Source organism: [Mycobacterium] fortunisiensis, assembly GCF_019050325.1.
Taxonomy (GTDB): domain Bacteria; phylum Actinomycetota; class Actinomycetes; order Mycobacteriales; family Mycobacteriaceae; genus Mycobacterium; species Mycobacterium fortunisiensis.
Window position 1 is genome coordinate 44,313 of the sequence record NZ_VOMB01000004.1, and the last position, 18,202, is coordinate 62,514.

General features: G+C 67.8%; 22 protein-coding genes and 1 riboswitch. Of the genes, 9 read left to right on the forward strand and 13 right to left on the reverse strand.

All coding sequences use genetic code 11. The features are described 5' to 3' along the window. Positions 1–18: 18 nt before the first annotated feature. From FR943_RS03180 to thiC, 6 genes are all read right to left on the reverse strand, one after another. Positions 19–945, reverse strand: coding sequence for a DUF5996 family protein (locus FR943_RS03180; protein ID WP_217154866.1), 927 nt, complete (start codon positions 943–945; stop codon positions 19–21). 98 nt (positions 946–1,043) lie between these two features. Continuing rightward, complete coding sequence (locus FR943_RS03185; RefSeq protein WP_217154867.1) at positions 1,044–2,423, reverse strand: cytochrome P450; 1,380 nt, start codon at positions 2,421–2,423, stop codon at positions 1,044–1,046. Between the two features lie 46 nt (positions 2,424–2,469). Next, entirely contained in the window at positions 2,470–3,006 is a 537-nt protein-coding gene (locus tag FR943_RS03190; RefSeq protein WP_217154868.1) for a septum formation family protein, read from the reverse strand. Beyond that, positions 3,003–3,635, reverse strand: a complete 633-nt coding sequence (locus tag FR943_RS03195; RefSeq protein WP_217154869.1) for an alpha/beta hydrolase family protein — start codon at positions 3,633–3,635, stop codon at positions 3,003–3,005. The genes FR943_RS03190 and FR943_RS03195 overlap by 4 nt, the downstream gene beginning before the upstream one ends. After that, a complete protein-coding gene (gene thiD, locus FR943_RS03200) occupies positions 3,632–4,468 on the reverse strand; it encodes a bifunctional hydroxymethylpyrimidine kinase/phosphomethylpyrimidine kinase (RefSeq protein WP_217154870.1) in 837 nt (278 codons plus the stop codon). Before thiD ends, FR943_RS03195 begins: the two co-directional genes overlap by 4 nt. Beyond that, a complete protein-coding gene (gene thiC / locus FR943_RS03205) occupies positions 4,465–6,084 on the reverse strand; it encodes a phosphomethylpyrimidine synthase ThiC (protein ID WP_217154871.1) in 1,620 nt (539 codons plus the stop codon). Before thiC ends, thiD begins: the two co-directional genes overlap by 4 nt. Continuing rightward, positions 6,073–6,183, reverse strand: a riboswitch (TPP riboswitch). It overlaps the preceding gene by 12 nt. 416 nt (positions 6,184–6,599) lie before the next feature. Between thiC and FR943_RS03210 the strand changes: the two genes are divergently transcribed. From FR943_RS03210 to FR943_RS03220, 3 genes are read left to right on the forward strand one after another with little or no spacing between them, the layout of a single operon-like run. Continuing rightward, on the forward strand, positions 6,600–8,354 hold the full coding sequence (locus tag FR943_RS03210; protein ID WP_217154872.1) for an MFS transporter: 1,755 nt from the start codon (positions 6,600–6,602) through the stop codon (positions 8,352–8,354). 56 nt (positions 8,355–8,410) lie between these two features. Continuing rightward, positions 8,411–9,052 (forward strand): class I SAM-dependent methyltransferase, encoded by a 642-nt coding sequence (locus tag FR943_RS03215; RefSeq protein WP_217154873.1) that lies wholly within the window; start codon positions 8,411–8,413, stop codon positions 9,050–9,052. Continuing rightward, positions 9,049–9,786: an LOG family protein gene (locus FR943_RS03220; RefSeq protein WP_217154874.1), complete on the forward strand. Its 738-nt coding sequence runs from the start codon at positions 9,049–9,051 to the stop codon at positions 9,784–9,786. The genes FR943_RS03215 and FR943_RS03220 overlap by 4 nt, the downstream gene beginning before the upstream one ends. Before the next feature lie 9 nt (positions 9,787–9,795). Here the strand turns inward: FR943_RS03220 and FR943_RS03225 are convergent, their stop codons facing one another. The 3 genes from FR943_RS03225 to FR943_RS03235 are packed head-to-tail and all read right to left on the reverse strand — an operon-like array spanning position 9,796 to position 12,155. Further along, entirely contained in the window at positions 9,796–10,608 is an 813-nt protein-coding gene (locus tag FR943_RS03225; protein WP_217154875.1) for an exodeoxyribonuclease III, read from the reverse strand. 18 nt (positions 10,609–10,626) lie between these two features. Continuing rightward, positions 10,627–11,562 carry an N-acetylglutamate synthase, CG3035 family gene (locus tag FR943_RS03230; protein WP_217154876.1) on the reverse strand — a complete coding sequence of 312 codons (936 nt, stop codon included), beginning with the start codon at positions 11,560–11,562 and terminating at the stop codon, positions 10,627–10,629. After that, entirely contained in the window at positions 11,562–12,155 is a 594-nt protein-coding gene (locus tag FR943_RS03235) for a peptide deformylase (protein ID WP_217154877.1), read from the reverse strand. Before FR943_RS03235 ends, FR943_RS03230 begins: the two co-directional genes overlap by 1 nt. A 127-nt stretch (positions 12,156–12,282) precedes the next feature. Between FR943_RS03235 and napA the strand changes: the two genes are divergently transcribed. The 6 genes from napA to FR943_RS03265 are packed head-to-tail and all read left to right on the forward strand — an operon-like array spanning position 12,283 to position 16,063. Continuing rightward, positions 12,283–12,594 (forward strand): nucleoid-associated protein NapA, encoded by a 312-nt coding sequence (gene napA / locus FR943_RS03240; RefSeq protein WP_217154878.1) that lies wholly within the window; start codon positions 12,283–12,285, stop codon positions 12,592–12,594. Positions 12,595–12,642: 48 nt separating this feature from the next. After that, on the forward strand, positions 12,643–13,116 hold the full coding sequence (locus FR943_RS03245) for a LytR C-terminal domain-containing protein (RefSeq protein WP_217154879.1): 474 nt from the start codon (positions 12,643–12,645) through the stop codon (positions 13,114–13,116). Between the two features lie 10 nt (positions 13,117–13,126). Then, positions 13,127–13,837, forward strand: coding sequence for a superoxide dismutase[Cu-Zn] (gene sodC / locus FR943_RS03250; RefSeq protein ID WP_217154880.1), 711 nt, complete (start codon positions 13,127–13,129; stop codon positions 13,835–13,837). Next, positions 13,818–14,948 (forward strand): glutamate--cysteine ligase, encoded by a 1,131-nt coding sequence (locus tag FR943_RS03255; RefSeq protein WP_308170440.1) that lies wholly within the window; start codon positions 13,818–13,820, stop codon positions 14,946–14,948. The genes sodC and FR943_RS03255 overlap by 20 nt, the downstream gene beginning before the upstream one ends. An 11-nt stretch (positions 14,949–14,959) precedes the next feature. Further along, a complete protein-coding gene (locus tag FR943_RS03260) occupies positions 14,960–15,388 on the forward strand; it encodes a DUF3558 domain-containing protein (protein ID WP_217154882.1) in 429 nt (142 codons plus the stop codon). A 48-nt stretch (positions 15,389–15,436) separates the two neighbouring features. Continuing rightward, the gene (locus FR943_RS03265; protein WP_217154883.1) at positions 15,437–16,063 is read left to right on the forward strand and encodes an LON peptidase substrate-binding domain-containing protein; all 627 of its coding nucleotides are present in this window, start codon (positions 15,437–15,439) and stop codon (positions 16,061–16,063) included. Between the two features lie 35 nt (positions 16,064–16,098). On the opposite strand, the gene FR943_RS03270 is transcribed toward FR943_RS03265, so the two are convergent. From FR943_RS03270 to FR943_RS03285, 4 genes are read right to left on the reverse strand one after another with little or no spacing between them, the layout of a single operon-like run. After that, on the reverse strand, positions 16,099–16,998 hold the full coding sequence (locus FR943_RS03270; RefSeq protein WP_217154884.1) for an SAM-dependent methyltransferase: 900 nt from the start codon (positions 16,996–16,998) through the stop codon (positions 16,099–16,101). Beyond that, positions 16,985–17,338 carry a monovalent cation/H(+) antiporter subunit G gene (gene mnhG / locus FR943_RS03275; RefSeq protein WP_217154885.1) on the reverse strand — a complete coding sequence of 118 codons (354 nt, stop codon included), beginning with the start codon at positions 17,336–17,338 and terminating at the stop codon, positions 16,985–16,987. The genes FR943_RS03270 and mnhG overlap by 14 nt, the downstream gene beginning before the upstream one ends. Continuing rightward, a complete protein-coding gene (locus tag FR943_RS03280) occupies positions 17,335–17,661 on the reverse strand; it encodes a monovalent cation/H+ antiporter complex subunit F (protein WP_217154886.1) in 327 nt (108 codons plus the stop codon). The genes mnhG and FR943_RS03280 overlap by 4 nt, the downstream gene beginning before the upstream one ends. Next, a complete protein-coding gene (locus FR943_RS03285; protein WP_217154972.1) occupies positions 17,658–18,200 on the reverse strand; it encodes a Na+/H+ antiporter subunit E in 543 nt (180 codons plus the stop codon). Before FR943_RS03285 ends, FR943_RS03280 begins: the two co-directional genes overlap by 4 nt. Positions 18,201–18,202: the final 2 nt, after the last annotated feature.

Below are 18,202 nucleotides of genomic sequence, written 5' to 3' on the forward strand. Positions count from 1 at the left end.
GGGTATTTTGTCGAGGGGTCAGCTCCAGCGCCGCGGATCGCACTCGAGGCCGTCGCGGTCCCAGTCGGCCAGGTCGGCCGCAGCCGCATAGGTGGTCTGCAGGAACTCCATCAGGGCGAGGTCCGGATCGGGCGACCTCCGCACCGCTTCGTAGGGCAGCAGAAACTGTTTGAAGTCCTGGCTGTAGAACGCCGCGGCCGGGCTGACGGGGTAATCGGCGAACCCTTTCGGCTCGGGGTAGGCGTAGGCGTAGAACGCGCCCTCCTCGCCACCGCCCGGCCAGAAACCGCAACTGCTCAGCTCGCGCGAATATCCTTCCACCATCACGTTGTTGGGGCAGTTGGGGGCGCCACCGGGATGTTCGGGGGCGAGCCGGCCGGAAAACCTGGTGCAGGCCATGTCGAACGAACCCCAGAAGACGTGTACGGGGCTCACCTTGCCCATGAAATATGCCCGGAATTCGCTGATCACCCGGTGCGCCTGGATCAGCTGGCGCCAGAACAGGTTGGCCGCATCGGGATCGTAGGATGCGTGTAGGTGGTCCTCGGCAAACGGTATGGCGGGTTCGACCTCGTTGGGCCTGGCATGGATTCGCGCCTCGATTCCCAATTGATCGAGCGCACCCAAGGTTTCGGCGTAGAACTGGGCGACCGATTTGGGCGCCAATGCGACGGTGGCCGCCGCACCGTCGCTGGTGCGGATCGCCAGCACGTGGTCGATGAAATCGAACTCCATGTCGAACAACCGGTTTCGATACGGAATCGACGATGTCGACAATCCACGCGGGGTCGCATACAGCGTCACTTCCCACCAGTGGTTGAGCAGCGGGGAGTACGTCAGACGGATCTTTCCGACGATCTGCGTCCACATGTGCAGGGTGTCGCGGGTGGGCTCCCAATCCGACACCCGTAGCGCAGGCCAGCTGTTATCGGATGGAGCGCTCATGGGCCAGTTTCCTGCCTTCCCGCCGCGCCACCGCACGCACGCGGCAACCGCCAGCGTAGACCCGGCTGGGGCCGGCTACGGGCGGAACGGAACGAACTTCACGGCGCACTCCGTCTGGTGACGCGGGCCGGGATCGGCTCGGCGGCGATGACGGTGAAGGGGGTCACCACCGGGAAGTCGTCGTGCAAGGACGTCACCGAAACCTCGCGCACGATGGTCGCCAGCGCCAACGTCGCCTCCAGCATGGCGAAGTGATCGCCGACGCAGGACCGCGGGCCACCGCCGAAAGGCAGGTACTGCCAACGGTTTCGGCCCACCGACCGCTCGGGGCTGAACCGGTCCGGGTCGAACGTCAGCGGGTCGTCCCACAGGGCCGGATCGCGGTGCATGGCATAGAAGTTGACGATCGCGATGGTCCCGGCTTCGGCCCGGAAGCCGTCGACCGTCGTCTGCTCGGTCAAAGCCCGTTGGGTACCGGCCGCCGGCGGGCACAGCCGTAGCGCTTCGTGCAACACCCGCACCGTGTACGGCAGTGCAGGCACGTCCTCGGGGACCAGCGTGCGGGTGCCCAGTGCGGCAACTTCGTCGTACAGCCGCGCCTGGATGTCGGGATCACGGCCGAGGGCCCACAGTGCGTAACTCAGTGTCGTCGACGTCGTGTCATGCCCGGCGAGTATGAAAAGCACCAACTCATCGCAGATCTCGCTATCGGTGAGCCGCCCTCCGGTCTCCGGGTCGCGGGCCTCGATCAACGCGCGTACCAGCGGTGCGTCGACACCGGCATCGACGCGGACCGCGGCCAGGATCTCGGCGGCCAGCCGGTGCAGCGCGGCGTTGCCGGCCTGGGCCCGTCGCTGCCCGCGGGTCGGCACCCACTGCGGCAGGTTCACCGGGCGCACCATGCGATCGGAAACCCAACTCAGCGTGGTGCGCAGCGAGGGACCGATCTCCTCGGCCCGGCCGTCAAGGTCAACACCGAACACCGACCGGCCCAGCGCCCTCAGGGTGAGCGTCCGGCACGCGGCGTCCAGATCGATCGTCTGGCCGGCAGTCCAGCCATCGGCCAGAGACTGGGCGGATTCGGCCATGTGCCCGGCGAACCGGGGCACGTGCTGCTTGGTGAACATCGGCTGAATCGTGCGCCGCCGGGGTAGCCATTTCTCGTGGGGCAGATCGAGCAGGTTGCCGCCCATCAGTTGGTGTAGCTGGACCATGCCGCGAGTCCGGCCGCGGTCGGAAACTGCTCCCGGCCGGCTCAGCACATCGCGGGCACCTTGCGGCGACGTGATCAGCAGCGCTTCGGGCACCATCCATTTGGGGCCGAACACCAGCCGGGTGACGGTGCCGCCCGCGTCACGCAATTTCTGATGCCCGTCGATCATGGACCGTAGGGCCTGGATCTGCTGCCGATACGGCAGGGGATTACGTGGTGCCAGGGGCAACGATGTTGTCGCCGGCGCCTGCTGGATCTCGACCATGCGTCGAGTGTCGGTCCGGCCGATCTGGGCGGCCTAGAGTAGCGCGTTACCCTATTTTCCCCGATCGAGGGTTTTTGCTGGTGGCAACGCATGTCACCGTGCGGTCGCCGCGTTGCCAGGAATCCGCGGTGGGGTAGAGCACGAACAGCTGGATCCCGGAATCGTGGGCGGCGTCCGGGGCGTACCCGGCCAGCGCCGGCCCGCATTTGTCGGTGTACTCGACCACCGCGGCGTCACCCGGGAAATCCCCGTCGGGCAGCGTCAGGACCGCGAACACCTCACCGTGGTGCGGCTGATCGCAACCCACCGTCTTGACGTAGAGCACGCGGCTGCTGTCGGGCACCTCGGCCAGACACTCGCCCGCCCGGACCTGGCTGGCCTCGGTGGCGCCGCGGTCGCGGGCCAGATAGAACACCGCGCCGGCCGCAACCACCAGTGCGACCCCCACCACGACCGCCAACAACACCCACTTGAGTGCCGACGAGTTCTTCGGCGGCGCCGGGAAACTGCCGGGCGCCCCCGGCTGCGGCTGCGAATACGGCTGCGGCGGGGGTGGCGGGTAACCGTGGGGCGGGTAGGTCATGGTTCGACGATATCGACTGCCCGCAGCGCCGCATCCACCGCGAGGACCGGCACATCGACCGTTTTGGACCCGAGGTCGTGCCGGGCGCCCTCGATGACGACGAGCTCGGTGGGTCCGGTGACCAGTGCCGCGGCGGCGGTGAGCTCGTCGATCGAACCGAACGGATCGGAGGTGCCGTGGGTGAACACGGTGGGCGCCGTGATGCGGGGCAGATGTTCGGTGCGGGCGCGTTCCGGCTTGCCCGGCGGATGCAGCGGGTAGGAGAAGAGCGTGAGGACGTCGGGCGCGTCTGTGTCGCCGTCTGCCGCCACCATCGACGTCATCCGCCCGCCGTAGGAATGCCCGCCCGCGATCACCGGGCCATCGGCCAGCGTGCGGGCCAGCGCGATTGCCTCGGTGATGCCGTCCTGGTCGCCGGCCGCCGATCCCGACGGCGGGCCCTTGGGCCGGCGCCGCCGGTAGGGCAGGTTGTAGCGGATGGCCAGCCAGCCGCGCGCGGCCCACTCGTCGCAGAGTTTGACCAGCATCGGAGAGTCGCGGTTGCCGCCCGCGCCGTGAGTGAGGACGACGACGCCCCGGACCGGTCCGTCAGGTTCATGGGCGACGCCCGCGATCCTCTCGAGGTTCATCGCTGCAACCGGAACAGCGCGTTCACCGGCCCGTGGCCATGCCCCAGCGGATACGCGGCCCGGATGCATTCGGTGACCCAGGCCTTGCCGAACTCCACCGCCTGTGGAACCGAATAACCATGTGCCAAAGCGCAAGCCGTGGCCGCGGCGAGGGTATCGCCGGCGCCGTGGTCGTTACCGGTGTCGACCCGCGGGGCGGCGAACTCGTGGAACTCGGTGCCGTCGAACAGCAGATCGGGGCTGTCCGACGACGACCGCAGATGCCCGCCCTTGACCAGTGCCCATTGCGGGCCCAGCGCGTGCAGCGCGCGTGCCGCGTCCCGCTGTGAGGCCTCGTCGACGACCTCGATATCCACCAGCAACCGCACCTCGTCGAGGTTCGGCGTGACCAGCGTGGCCAGCGGGAACAGCTCGGTGCGCAACGCGTCCAGCGCGCTGTGGTGCAGCAGCGGGTCGCCGTGCATCGAGGCGCACACCGGGTCGACGACCAGCGGGACCGTCCCGGCCAGTCCCTCGGCCCGCCAGGTCTCGGCGATCGTGGTGATGATCTCCGAGGAGGCCAGCATCCCGGTCTTGGCCGCCTGGATGCCGATGTCGGACGTCACTGCCGAGATCTGGCCTGCCACCACGTCGAGGGGGATCTCGTGAAACCCCTTGACGCCCACCGAGTTCTGCACCGTCACCGCAGTTACCGCGACGCAGCCGTGCAGGCCGAGCATGGCGAAGGTGCGCATGTCGGCCTGGATCCCGGCACCACCGCCGGAGTCGGACCCGGCGATGGTCGTCACCCGTAGCGGTGCCTCACCCACGGGCGTCAACGGCAAGTAGTTCACGTCGTCAAGGGTAGATAGACCCGGTTGCCGTGGTCGGCGAACTCCTGGGATTTGGCCGCCATGCCTTCGGCGATGTCGTCGGGCACACCGTCGGGATAGGCGTCGCGGATGTCCTGTGTGATGCGCATCGAACAGAACTTGGGGCCGCACATCGAGCAGAAGTGCGCGGACTTGGCCGGTTCGGCCGGCAGGGTCTCGTCGTGGAACTCGCGGGCGGTGTCGGGGTCCAGCGACAACGCGAACTGATCGTGCCAGCGGAACTCGAACCGCGCCTTGCTCAGCGCGTCGTCGCGCTGCTGCGCCCGGGGATGGCCCTTGGCCAGGTCACCGGAATGCGCGGCGATCTTGTAGGCGATCACCCCGTCCTTGACGTCCTTGCGGTCGGGCAGGCCCAGGTGCTCCTTGGGGGTGACGTAACACAGCATCGCGGTGCCGGCCTGGGCGATGATGGCCGCCCCGATCGCGCTGGTGATGTGGTCGTAGGCCGGAGCGATGTCGGTGGCCAGCGGGCCCAGCGTGTAGAACGGCGCTTCCTCGCACCATTCCTCTTCCAGCCGCACGTTCTCGACGATCTTGTGCATCGGGACATGGCCCGGACCTTCGATCATCACCTGCACGCCACGGGATTTCGCGATCTTGGTGAGCTCACCGAGGGTGCGCAGCTCGGCGAACTGGGCCTCGTCGTTGGCGTCGGCGATCGATCCGGGCCGCAGCCCGTCGCCGAGGGAGAACGTCACGTCGTATCGGGCCAGGATTTCGCAGAGTTCCTCGAAGTGGGTGTACAGGAACGATTCGGTGTGGTGCGCCAGGCACCAGGCCGCCATGATCGACCCGCCGCGGGACACGATGCCGGTGACCCGCTTGACGGTCAGCGGGATGTAGCGCAGCAGTACCCCGGCGTGCACGGTCATGTAGTCGACACCCTGCTCGCACTGCTCGATCACGGTGTCGCGGTACATCTCCCACGTCAGCTTGGTGGGGTCGCCGTTGACCTTCTCCAGTGCCTGGTAGATCGGGACGGTGCCGACCGGGACCGGGGAGTTGCGCAGGATCCACTCCCGCGTCAGGTGGATGTCCTTGCCGGTGGACAGGTCCATGATGGTGTCCGCGCCCCAGCGGGTGGCCCACACCATCTTGTCGACTTCTTCGGCGATCGAGGACGTGACGGCCGAATTGCCGATGTTGGCATTGACTTTCACGCCGAACGCCTTGCCGATGATCATCGGCTCGATCTCGGGGTGGTTGTGGTTGGCCGGGATGACCGCGCGCCCGCGGGCCACCTCGTCACGCACCAGCTCGGGTGAAACCCCCTCGCGCTCGGCGATATACGCCATCTCGGCGGTGATCTCCCCGGCCCGGGCGCGTTGCAGCTGGGTGCCGTGGTCACGGATCACGTTGGGGCGCGGCCGAAGACCCGCGGCCAGGTCGATCACCGCATCGTCGTCGGTGTAGGGACCCGAGGTGTCGTACAGGTCGAGATGCTCACCGTTGGTGAGGTTCACCCGGCGAAACGGCACCTGCATCGCCGTGCCGTCATGGGTGAGTTCGCGATAGACCTTGGTGCTCCCGGTGATCGGACCGGTGGTCACGGATGGGTCGACAACAGAATTACTCATTTCATCTCCCTACGCCGGCATTACCCGGTCAGGTTCGTACGGTCGACGGGACTACCCGTCCTCTCAGTGCGCTCCGTGCGCACTCCCGCGTGTGGTTTGCAGGCCCCAACCTAGCGCAGATGTACTCCGCTGGGTAGTAACGGTCATGTTTCGTGGGGACAGGCCTTACTTGCGAGTGCGCATGCACACCGGACTCTGGACCCTCGAGGCGCTTACGCCGCGGGTTGCAGTCATCAGGTGGCTGCAACCCGACACTTAGAGCATGTCTAATCAGCGTGAATAGTGTTGCGACCCAAAGGGAGACCGGACTTGCCGCCCGACAGGCCTGGTAGATTCTCCGCTCGTTCACGGCGCGATCGCCGGCCCACAGTTTCTGCGAGGGTTCGAGCTGCGTTGGACGATGCGCAGCCGAAAAGCCCGCTCAGATTGCCCGCACATGATTTGTATAGCTAATATATGCGTTTTGAACATGTTGGGGCCTGCGCCTTCCGATTGATAACCAGAGCGAAGACTTGATGACAACTGAGATCACGAACGCCGAGGGTGCCGACGCCGCCCAGGTCGAGACCGCTGACCGGCGTAAACGCATGGATCACGACCACCCGTTCTACAAATGGGTGGTGCTGTCCAACACCACGTTGGGCATCCTGCTGGCCTCGATCAACGCCTCGATCGTGCTGATCTCGCTGCCGGCCATCTTCCGCGGCATCGGGCTGAACCCGCTGGCTCCCGGCAACGTCAGCTACCTGCTGTGGATGCTGATGGGCTACCTGGTGGTGACCGCGGTGCTCGTCGTCCCGTTCGGCCGGCTCGGCGACATGTACGGCCGGGTCCGCATCTACAACCTCGGCTTCGTGGTCTTCACCGCGGCCGCGATCGCGCTGTCCTTCGACCCGTTCCAACTCGGCGGCGGAGCGGTCTGGCTGATCGGCTGGCGCGTGGTCCAGGGTGTCGGCGGCGCCATGCTGATGGCCTCGTCGTCGGCCATCCTCACCGACGCCTTCCCGGCCAACCAGCGCGGGATGGCACTGGGCACCAACATGGTGGCCGCCGTCGCCGGCTCGTTCCTCGGCCTGCTGATCGGCGGCTTCCTGTCCGAGTGGCACTGGAAGGCCGTCTTCTGGGTGGGCGTGCCGATCGGCGTCCTCGGTACCATCTGGAGCTACCGCTCGCTGAAAGAACTCGGGGTCCGCACCGCCGGACGGCTCGACTGGGCCGGCACGCTGACCTTCGGGCTGGGCCTGACCGTGCTGCTGATCGGCATCACCTACGGCATCCAGCCCTACGGCGACTCGACCACCGGCTGGACCAGCCCGTGGGTGCTCGGCTCCATCGCCGTCGGCTTGCTGCTGCTGGTGGCGTTCTGTGTCGTCGAGCTGAAGGTGTCCTCGCCGATGGTCGACATCCGGTTGTTCAAATCGGCCGCATTCGGGATGGGCAACCTGGCCGGGCTGATGTCCTCGGTGGGCCGGGGCGGGCTGCAGTTCATGCTCATCATCTGGTTGCAGGGCATCTGGCTGCCGCTGCACGGCTACAGCTTCGAATCCACCCCGCTGTGGGCCGGCATCTACCTGCTGCCGGTCACCATCGGGTTCCTGGTCGCCGCGCCGCTGGCCGGATCGCTGTCCGACCGCATCGGCGCGCGGCCGCTGACCGTCGGCGGCATGCTGCTGATGGCGGCCACCTTCGTGGCGCTGCTGCTCATTCCGGTCAACTTCGACTACTGGGTGTTCGCGCTCCTGGTGTTCCTCAACGGCCTGGGCGGCGGCATCTTCACCGCCCCCAACACCGCGGCCATCATGTCGAGCGTTCCGGCCGATCAGCGCGGCGCGGCCTCCGGCGTGCGGTCCACGTTCTTCAACGCCGGCAACTCGCTGTCGATCGGCATCTTCTTCTCACTGATGATCGTCGGGCTGGCCCACACCCTGCCCGCGGCGTTGACCACCGGCCTGACGCAGCAAGGTGTTTCGGCCTCGGTCGCCCACGAGGTGGCCAATCTGCCCCCGGTCGGCAGCCTGTTCGCGGCCTTCCTGGGCTACAACCCGATGGCCGAACTGCTCGCGCCCTACGACGCGCTGCATCAGCCAGGTGTGAACGCCGACGTCATCACCGGGCAGACGTTCTTCCCACAGCTGATCACCGAGCCGTTCCACTCCGGTCTGACGGTGGTGTTCACCGCGGCGGCCGTGATGATGGTGATCGGTGCAGTGGCGTCGTTGTTCAGCGCAGGCCGGTATGGGACGGAGGCGGGAGCCGACAACGAGGCCTGAGCGGCCGGCGCCGACAACGAGGCCTGAGCCGTCGTAGCCGCGCCTACACTCGGGCCGTGACCACCACCCAGCGCCGCGGATTCAACGACGCCATCACGCGCTTCTGGAGTTTCGCCGCACCGGCCTACGACCAGGGCTGCCTCCAACGGTGGGTGTACCGACCCGCCCAGGACGAGGTGATCGCCCAGCTGCAGCAGCGCGGCGCCCGCACGATCGCCGACATCGCCTGCGGCACCGGTATTCTGGCCGATCGGATCGAGCGCGAGTTGCGCCCCGACGAGGTCTACGGCCTGGACATGTCCGCCGGCATGCTCGCCCAGGCCGGCAAGCGTTCGGACCGGGTGCGGTGGATGTCGGCCCCCGCCGAGGAACTGCCCTTCCAGGCCGGCTTCCTCGATGCGGTGGTGACGACCTCGGCATTCCATTTCTTCGACCAGCCCGCCGCGCTCGCCGAGTTCGCTCGGGTGCTGGCACCCGGCGGCATGGTGGCGGTCACGACGATGAGCCCCCGCCGGACCTTCCTGCCGCTGCACGCGCTGTCGGCCGACCTGGGTGCCCCCGCACACAGCCCCACCGAGCAGGAGATGCGCGCGTTGTTCGAGGCGGCCGGCTTCACCGTGGCCGAGCAGCACCGGGTGCGCCGGCCGGTGTGGACGCCGATCTCCGACGTCATCACCGTGGGGGTGAAGCCGTCGTGACCGAGAACGACGACACCGAACTCCAGATTCGCGGCTCGGTACAACTGCGCCGGGACCGCTGCGCCACCACGACCGCCGACCAGCGCCTGCTGGACCGGCGCGGCCCCACCGATTGGGTGCACACCGACCCGTGGCGCGTGATGCGCATCCAGGGTGAGTTCGTCGACGGTTTCGACGCGCTCGCCGAGATGCCGAGGGCGGTCACGGTTTTCGGTTCGGCCCGCACGGAACCGCATTCGCCGGAGTACCGCTTGGGTGAGGAGCTGGGCACCGCACTGGTGCGGGCGGGCTATGCGGTGATCACCGGGGGCGGCCCGGGTTCGATGGAGGCGGCCAACCGCGGCGCCAGCGCGTCGGGCGGCTATTCCGTCGGCCTCGGCATCGAATTACCCTTCGAGCAGCGCCTGAACCACTGGGTCGACCTGGGGATCAACTTCCGCTACTTCTTCGTCCGCAAGACGATGTTCGTCAAATACGCGCAGGCGTTCGTGTGCCTGCCCGGCGGGTTCGGCACGCTGGACGAGCTGTTCGAGGCATTGACCCTGGTGCAGACGCACAAGGTCACCGAGTTCCCGATCATCCTGCTGGGCGTCGACTTCTGGTCGGGGCTGATCGACTGGATCCGCAACCGGGTGCTGGCCGAAGGGAAGATCTCCGAGTCCGACCTCGCCCTGCTGCACTGCACCGACAGCGTGGCCGAAGCCGTGGAGATCATCACCGCGTCGGCGCGGTAGCCGGCCGGCTCAGCTCAGCTCCACCAGAACCGGGGCGTGATCGCTGGGCGCGGTGGTGCCCTTCTTGGGGCGGCGCTCATCCTTGGCGATCTCGGCGTGGGTGACGCGGGAGGCCAGGCCGGGGGAGCCGAGGATGAAGTCGATACGCATACCGCGGCGCTTCTGGAAGGCCAGCTGGGTGTAGTCCCAGTAGGTGTAGATCCCGGGGCCTTCCGTGAAAGGCCGCACCACATCGCTGAATTGGGCGTCGTGCATGGCCCGGAACGCGGCCCGCTCGGGCTCGGAGACATGCGTCTTGCCCTCGAACGCGGCGATGTCCCAGACGTCCTCGTCGGCCGGCGCGATGTTCCAGTCACCCACCAGGGCGATCGGCTGCTCCGGCTCGCTTTTCAGCCATCCGGCAGCGGTATCGCGCAGGGCGGCAAGCCAATCCAGCTTGTAGGTGTAGTGCGGGTCGGCCAGTGTGCGGCCATTGGGCACATAGAGGCTCCACACCCGTACCCCGCCGCACGTCGCACCCAGGGCGCGGGCCTCGGCGGCGGCCTCTTCCTCGGGTTTGCTGCTCCAGGTCGGTTGGCCGTCGAACCCGATCTCGACATTCTCCAGGCCGACCCGCGAGGCGATCGCCACCCCGTTCCACTGGTTGAGCCCGACATGGGCCACCTCGTAGCCCAGTGCGGCGAACGGCATCATCGGGAACTGGGCGTCGGTGCACTTGGTTTCCTGCATGGCCAGCACGTCCACGTCGGCCCGTTCCAGCCAGTCGACCACCCGGTCCACTCGGGTGCGGATCGAGTTGACGTTCCAGGTGGCCAGGCGCATGAGAGTAGAGGGTACGTGTCACCCGGAACCGAGGACATCCTCGGCTGCCACATAACGGGTTTGGTGGTGCAGCCGGAAACCGAGCGACGTGTACAGCGCGATCGCCTCGTGATTGCCGACCTCGACCTGGACGTAGGCCCGCGCGACCGAAAGCCCGGCACCCCAGGCCAGCAGGGCCTCGCACACCGTCCGGGCGTGGCCGTGGCGGCGATGCCCGGGGGAGACCCGGACCGAGGAGATCCCCAGCCAGGCGCTGCCGTCCGGGGCCGTCGTCACCGCGCCCCTACCGACCGCGCGCTCGGGCACCGTCGCGAAGGTCAGCTGTCCGTCGATGACGGCGGTGAGCACATCGACGGGGACGTCGCGTTCGTAGATCCGGCGCCACTGCGGGTCCGGTTGCTGCGCCAGCGTGACGCTCGACGACGACGGGTGCGCCGGCGTGACATTGGAAGAGGAAGGGGGAGGGGCCGGCAGCTCACGCACCATGACCCGGGCCGGCTTGACGCCCGGGGTGCGGATCGGCAGCAGCCGCTCGGGCAGGGCCAACCAGGCCGGCAGGCCACGTTCGCGGTACCAGTCACGTACCGCGTCCAGATCGGCGATCTGCGCGGACACGCCGAGCGGGAGCGCCGAATTGGCCCGGCTGGTGACGCCATGCCCGGCGCGCAGCAGCCAGCCGCGGTGCCAGTGCTGTTCCACCCCCGGCCACCCCGACGCCGCGGCATGCTCGAGCGCCCGGATCTCCGAGGCCCGCACCGGGGCGTGGGACAGCTCGCGCACGCTGACGACGTCGCCCGGCATCACCTCGACGAGGTCGCCGTCCTTGGTGCGGATCAGCACCGTCGGCTCCCGCTGTTCCAGATGCCCGATGACGTCGGTCAACGGCTTGGCCGACCCGGCCGGCAGCCGGTAGCGCAGGCTGACCCGGGAGCCGAGGGCGGGCAGGCCGGGCATCAGTGACCGAACGGGTCGGGAACCTCGCCGGGCATCCAGGACAGGCCGGGCACGCCCCAGCCGTTGCGCTTGACGGTCTTCTTCGCGGCCCGGGCGTAGCGGCCCACGAGCCGGTCGATGTAGAGGAACCCGTCGAGGTGTCCGGTCTCGTGCTGCAGCATCCGGGCAAACAGGTCGGTGCCCTCCAGGGTGACCGGCGAACCGTCGGCGTCCAGCCCGGTGACCCGGGCCCAGTCGGCCCGGCCGGTCGGGAAATTCTCGCCCGGAACCGACAGACAACCTTCCTCGTCCTCGTCGGGGTCCGGCATCGTCTCGGGCACGTCGGAGGTCTCCAGCACCGGGTTGATGACCACCCCGCGGCGGCGCGTCGTCTGGCCCCGCGTCGGCGCACAGTCATAGACGAACAACCGCTTGGGTACGCCGATCTGGTTGGCGGCCAAGCCAACCCCGTTCGCGGCGTCCATGGTGTCGAACATGGTCTGGATGAGCTCGGGCAGATCGGCGGGCAGCGAACCGTCCGGGCCGACCGGCACCGGCTCGGTCGGCGTGTGCAGAACGGGATCTCCGACGATGCATATCGGTACGACGGCCATGAGGGAAAAGCTTATGTGAGCCGACTCGCGGGTTTATGTGTCACCCGGAGCCAGCAAGCCGTGGTTGAATAATCGCCGAACCACAGCGATGTAATTTTTCACGTGTCGGAAGGGTCCAGGGAGCAATATGGACGGCGCCATGGCGCGGACTGAGCAATCCGGGGACGACTCTGATCTGGGCGATGGGCTGACTCGGCGCGAGCACGACATTTTGGCGTTCGAACGCCAATGGTGGAAGTACGCGGGCAGCAAGGAAGACGCAATCAAAGAGCTGTTCTCCATGTCGGCAACCCGGTACTACCAGGTGCTCAACGCATTGGTGGACCGGCCCGAGGCGCTGGCCGCCGACCCGATGCTGGTCAAGCGTCTGCGCCGGATGCGGGCGACCCGGCAGAAGGCGCGGGCCGCGCGGCGGCTCGGCTTCGATATCACTACCTAACGGTCACGCAATGTGGGATCGGGCGGCTCGCTCGATACAGTGGTGGCGATGAATCAGCGAGACTCCTCCGGGCTACCCCTGCGCGCCATGGTGATGGTGCTGTTGTTCCTCGGGGTGGTGTTCCTGCTGGTCGGTTTCCAGGCGATCGGCTCGGACGACGACTCTGCCGAGCAGCAGTCGCCCGTGGCCACCACGTCGGCGACCACCACCACGAAGACGTCGGCAAAGGCCGCACCGGCCGCCGACGTCAAGGCCGACGTGCGGGTGTACAACATCTCCGACGTCGCCGGTGCCGCCGAGACCGCGGCCAACCAGCTGCGCGAGTCGCACTGGAACGTCACCGAGACCGGCAACCTGGACCCCATGGACGGGGTGAACGGCACCACGGTGTTCTACGGCGACACTCCCGATGAGAAGGAAGCCGCCGAAAATGCGGGCAAGGTGCTGCACGCACCGGTGGAACCCCGCCGTCCGGAACTTCTCGAGCAACCACCGGGCGTGATCGTGGTCGTCACCGGCTAGGCTTTGGGCCATGCTGAAGCCCGTCAGTGTTGCCGTCTTGTTCGCTGCCCCTGTTGTCGCGCTGAGCGCCTGCAGCCCGCCCGGTCAAGTGCCGTCCGACGCGCCCGGCACCACGCCGGCGATCTGGACCGGATCGCCGTCGCCGTCGGCCGCGCCCGGCGAGCACGGCGGTGGTCACGGTGCCCAGGGCACCACCGGCGGCGAGACGCTGACCGCCGAGCTGAAGACCGCCGACGGGACCTCGGTGGCGACGGCCGATTTCCAGTTCGCCGACGGATTCGCGACCGTGACGGTCGAGACGACCGCGCCGGGCAAGCTGGCCCCCGGATTCCACGGCCTGCACATCCACTCGGTGGGCAAGTGCGAGGCCAACTCGGTGGCTCCCACCGGTGGCGCACCCGGCGACTTCAACTCGGCCGGCGGCCACTTCCAGGTGACCGGCCACAGCGGTCACCCCTCCAGCGGTGACCTGAGCTCGCTGCAGGTCCGCGCGGACGGTTCGGGCAAGCTGGTGACCACCACGGACGCCTTCACCGCCGAGGATCTGCAGGCCGGCGCCAAGACCGCCATCATCATCCACGAGAAGGCGGACAACTTCGCCAACATCCCGCCGGAGAAGTACCAGCAGGTGGTTGGCGGCGCACCCGGCCCCGATCAGGCGACGCTGGCTACCGGCGATGCCGGCAGTCGGGTGGCGTGCGGTGTCATCGGCGCCGGCTGACAGCCGGATCGACTTCGCCGGGTCGCCCCGGCCAACTGTCGGCGTCGAGTGGGAGTTCGCTCTCGTCGACGCCGACACCCGTGACCTGAGCAACGGCGCCGCCGAGGTGATCGCCGAGGTGGGCGAGAGCCCACACGTGCACAAAGAGCTGCTGCGCAACACCATCGAGATCGTCACCGGAATCTGTGACAACACCGGTGAGGCGATGGACGATCTGCGCAGCACGCTCGGCCCGGTACGCCAGATCGTGCACGACCGCGGCATGGAGCTGTTCTGCGCGGGCACCCACCCGTTCGCGAAATGGTCGGCGCAACAACTGACCGACGCGCCGCGCTACGCGGAGCTGATCAAGCGCACCCAGTGGTGGGGCCGGCAGATGTTGATCTGGGGCGTGCACGTGCACGTCGGGATCTCCTCGGCGCACAAGGTGATGCCGATCATCTCCTCGCTGCTCAACCAGTACCCGCACCTGCTGGCGCTCTCGGCGTCGTCCCCGTTCTGGGAGGGGGAGGACACCGGGTACGCCAGCAACCGGGCCATGATGTTCCAGCAGCTGCCCACTGCGGGCCTGCCCTTCCAGTTCCACACCTGGTCCGAGTTCGAAGGTTTCGTGCACGACCAGAAGAAGACCGGCATCATCGACCATCTCAACGAGATCCGTTGGGACATCAGGCCGTCACCGCACCTCGGCACGATCGAGGTGCGGATCTTCGACGGGGTTTCCAACGTGCGCGAGCTCGGTGCCCTGGTGGCGCTGACGCACTGCCTGATCGTCGATCTCGACCGCCGCCTCGACGCCGGTGAGCAGTTGCCGACCATGCCGCCCTGGCATGTGCAGGAGAACAAGTGGCGGGCCGCGCGGTACGGCCTGGACGCGGTGATCATCCTGGATGCCGACAGCAACGAGCGGTTGGTCACCGAGGATCTTGATGAGTTGCTCAATCACCTTGAACCGGTTGCCAAGTCCTTGGGATGTGCCGACGAGCTGGCGGCGGTCACCGACATCTACCGCGGCGGCGCCTCCTATCAACGTCAGCGGCGGGTGGCCGAGGAAAACGACGGCGACCTGCGTGAGGTTGTGGACGCACTGGTCGGTGAACTCCAACTGTAGGGATGAGGGTCATGTACCGGTGGGCTGTGGCGGCAATGCTCGGGTTGGGGATCGCGCTGGGCGTAGGACTCACCGGCTGTAGCACCACCACCGCCGGCACACCGATGGCCGATCCCGACCAGACCGGCCTGTCCACGACGACCACCAAACGCACCCCCAGCTGGACTACCGAACCGTCGCGCCCGTCGCTGCCGGGCCCACGCACCGGTGGGGTCGCCGCCACCCCGCCACCGAACGGCATGTCGACCACGTGCCGCGAATACGTCGGTCTGGATGAATCGACCCAGCTCGGCATGGTTGAACTGCTCGGCGAGAACGGCTACGCGGGGATGAAGCGCAACCCGTTCCTGTGGATCTCGTACATCAGGGTGAAATGCGTGCTGGCCGACCGCGACGCGACCGTGGTCGAGGCGATCAACGAGAAGACACCGGGCGGCTGATCCGGCGGCTGATTGACCAAACACCGAACCGAGGACGATCCTGACGCCATGACGGTCTCACCGATGTTTCCGCTCGAAGTGGCCATGCTGCCCGGTCAGGAACTGCCGTTGCGGATCTTCGAACCCCGGTATGTGGCGATGGTCGGTCACTGTATGGCCATGCCGGAACCGTCTTTCGGGGTGGTGCTGATCTCGGCCGGCCGCGAGGTCGGCGGCGGGGACCGGCGCTGCGACGTCGGGGCGCGGGCGAAGATCGTGGACTGCCGCGAGTTCGGGGTGGGCAAGTACCGGCTGCTGTGCGTGATGGGGGAACGGTTCCGGGTGCAGCGTTGGCTCGACGACGATCCATACCCGCGCGCCGAGATCGAGCCCTGGCCCGACGACGCCGACGCCCCGGCCGCCGCCGCCCGCATCAACGAGGTCGAAGAGCGGATGGTGGCGCTGCTGGACCGGATCGGCGAGGCCCGGGGCACGCCGATCCGCAGCCGCGAGATCGTCGAATCCGCCGCGGTGGACCCGGAGAACCGGTTGTACGCCCTGGCCGCCCGGCTGCCGATGGGCCAGGCCGACCGCTACTCGCTGTTGGCCGCTCCCTCGGAGGCCGCCCGCGTGGAGGTGCTCAGCGAAGCGGTGGACACCGTCACCGCGATGGTGGAGTTCCAGCTGTCCGAGTAACCGGCCCGCGTTTGTACGACCGAAATCCCGGGATGTCAGAGCCGAATGCCTTCGACGAAGTCGGTGAGCATGGTGCCCTCGGTGGTGTCCGCGGGCAGCGGGCGGTGGTAGCGCGCCAGCAGATCGTCGGCCGGCAGCGTCGACACCTCCCACCGGTGTTCGCTCAGCCAGGAGCCGACGTCGTCGCGTTCCTCGATGAACCACAACTGATCGGGATCGGGCATGTCCTCACCGGCCGCGGCGGACTCGGCCCGCATCTGCTCGATGCGCTCGCGGCGACGGGCCAGGTGCTCTTCGGAGAAGAAGTCGGCGCTGAACGCCTCGACCGCGATCCGGCTGTCCCGCGCCGACAGGTCGTCGATCCGCTCGAACAACAGGTGCTGGGCGTCGGCGGGCAGATAGGGCAGCAGGCCTTCGACCGACCAGGCCGTCGGCCGGCTCGGGTCGAAACCGGCCTGTCGCAACGCTTCCGGCCAGTCCTGGCGCAGGTCGACCGGTACGGCGACGTAACCGGCCGTGGCGGTGACCCGGTGCGCCGCCAGCACCTCCTGCTTGAACCGCAGCACCTGGGGCTGGTCGATCTCGAACACCACGGTGTCGTGGACCCAGGGCAGCCGCCACACGCGGGCGTCCAGGCCGGCGGCCAGGATCACCGCCTGACGGATGCCCGCCGCGCCTGCGGCCAGGAAGAATTCGTCGAACCACTTGGTGCGGGAGGCGGCATAGTTGCCGATGGCGCGGATCCGATCGGCCATCACCCCGGCCGGTGGCCGCCAGCCGCGTTCGGCGGCAGCGTCGAGGAACAGCTGCGCATATCGGTCGGTGAACAAGGGGGATTCGGCGGCGGTCTCCCGCGCCCGTGCCATCGCCACCCCGAGCGCAGTGGCGCCCACGCTCTCGGTGATGTCCCAGCTGTCGTCGTCAGTTCTCGTCATCGCTATCAGTCTCCTCGAACTCCGCCATGTCGTCACGGACCAGCAGATCGTCGCGAATGTTCTGCTCGCGGTAGGCCAGTTGCCCGACGCGGTTGGCGATCACCGGAGCGGTGATCAACGTGAACAACCCGGTGAGGATCACCATGCCGATGTCGGCATGCCCGCGCAGCCGGATCGCGGCCCCGGCCAGCACCAGCAGCAGGCCGAGAACCTGCGGCTTGGTGGCCGCGTGCATGCGGGACAACGTGTCGGGGAAACGCACCATCCCGATGGCCGCCGTCAACGCCAACGCCGATCCACTGAGAATCAGCACCGCGGTGAGGATGTCGAGAAAGTTCATCGCGGCCCCCGGCGGCCGTGAAGTCCCCACTGTCCCCGCCGAACCCGTTGCCGGGCCGGGGGCTCCTCGACGTCGGGCACCCGGAACCGGGCCACACTGATCGAGCCGACGAAGCTGATCAACGCCAGCGCGGTCAGGCTGTAGGTGACCGTGGTGTCGATGCTGAAGGCCGCCCAGGTGCCGATGCCGCACATGGCCACCGCGATCAGGGTGTCCAGCGCGACCAGACGGTCCAGTGTGCTCGGCCCGGCCAGCACGCGGAACATCGTGAGCGCCGAAGCGGCGATCAGCATGACCGCCGCGACGATCCAGACGGTCATCATGTGTGCCCCGCCTCCCGCTCCGGTGACGGCCGCCAGTCCTCGTCCCGCTCAAAGGTCGCCACCAGCAGTTGCTGTACCTGCTCGACCTGCCGGTGGAACCGGTACATCGTGTCCTCCGATCCGGCGTCGATGACGTGCAGGTAGAGAACGCGTCGAGCCTGATCGATCTCCAGCACGATGGTGCCGGGAATCAGGTTGAAGATGTTGACCGCCAGCGCCAGGACGAGGTCGGATTTCAGGGCGGACAGGTCGGCGCGCAGCACTGCCACCTTCGGTGGTGGTCCGGGACGGATCGCCAGCCAGGCCACCTGCCACGACGACATCAGCAGGTAATAGACCACCAGCACAAGGAGTTTCAGCAACGACAGCGGATGAAGCCGACCTTCGACGGGCACCGCGGGCAGCGGCAGCAGCACGGTGATGGTCAACGCCACCGCGAGGCCGCTGGCCACGTTGGCCGCGGTGAAGTGGCCCCACAACAGCACCCAGACCAGAACCAGGAAGCACACCAGCCAGATGCGCAGCAGGACATGTCGCAGGC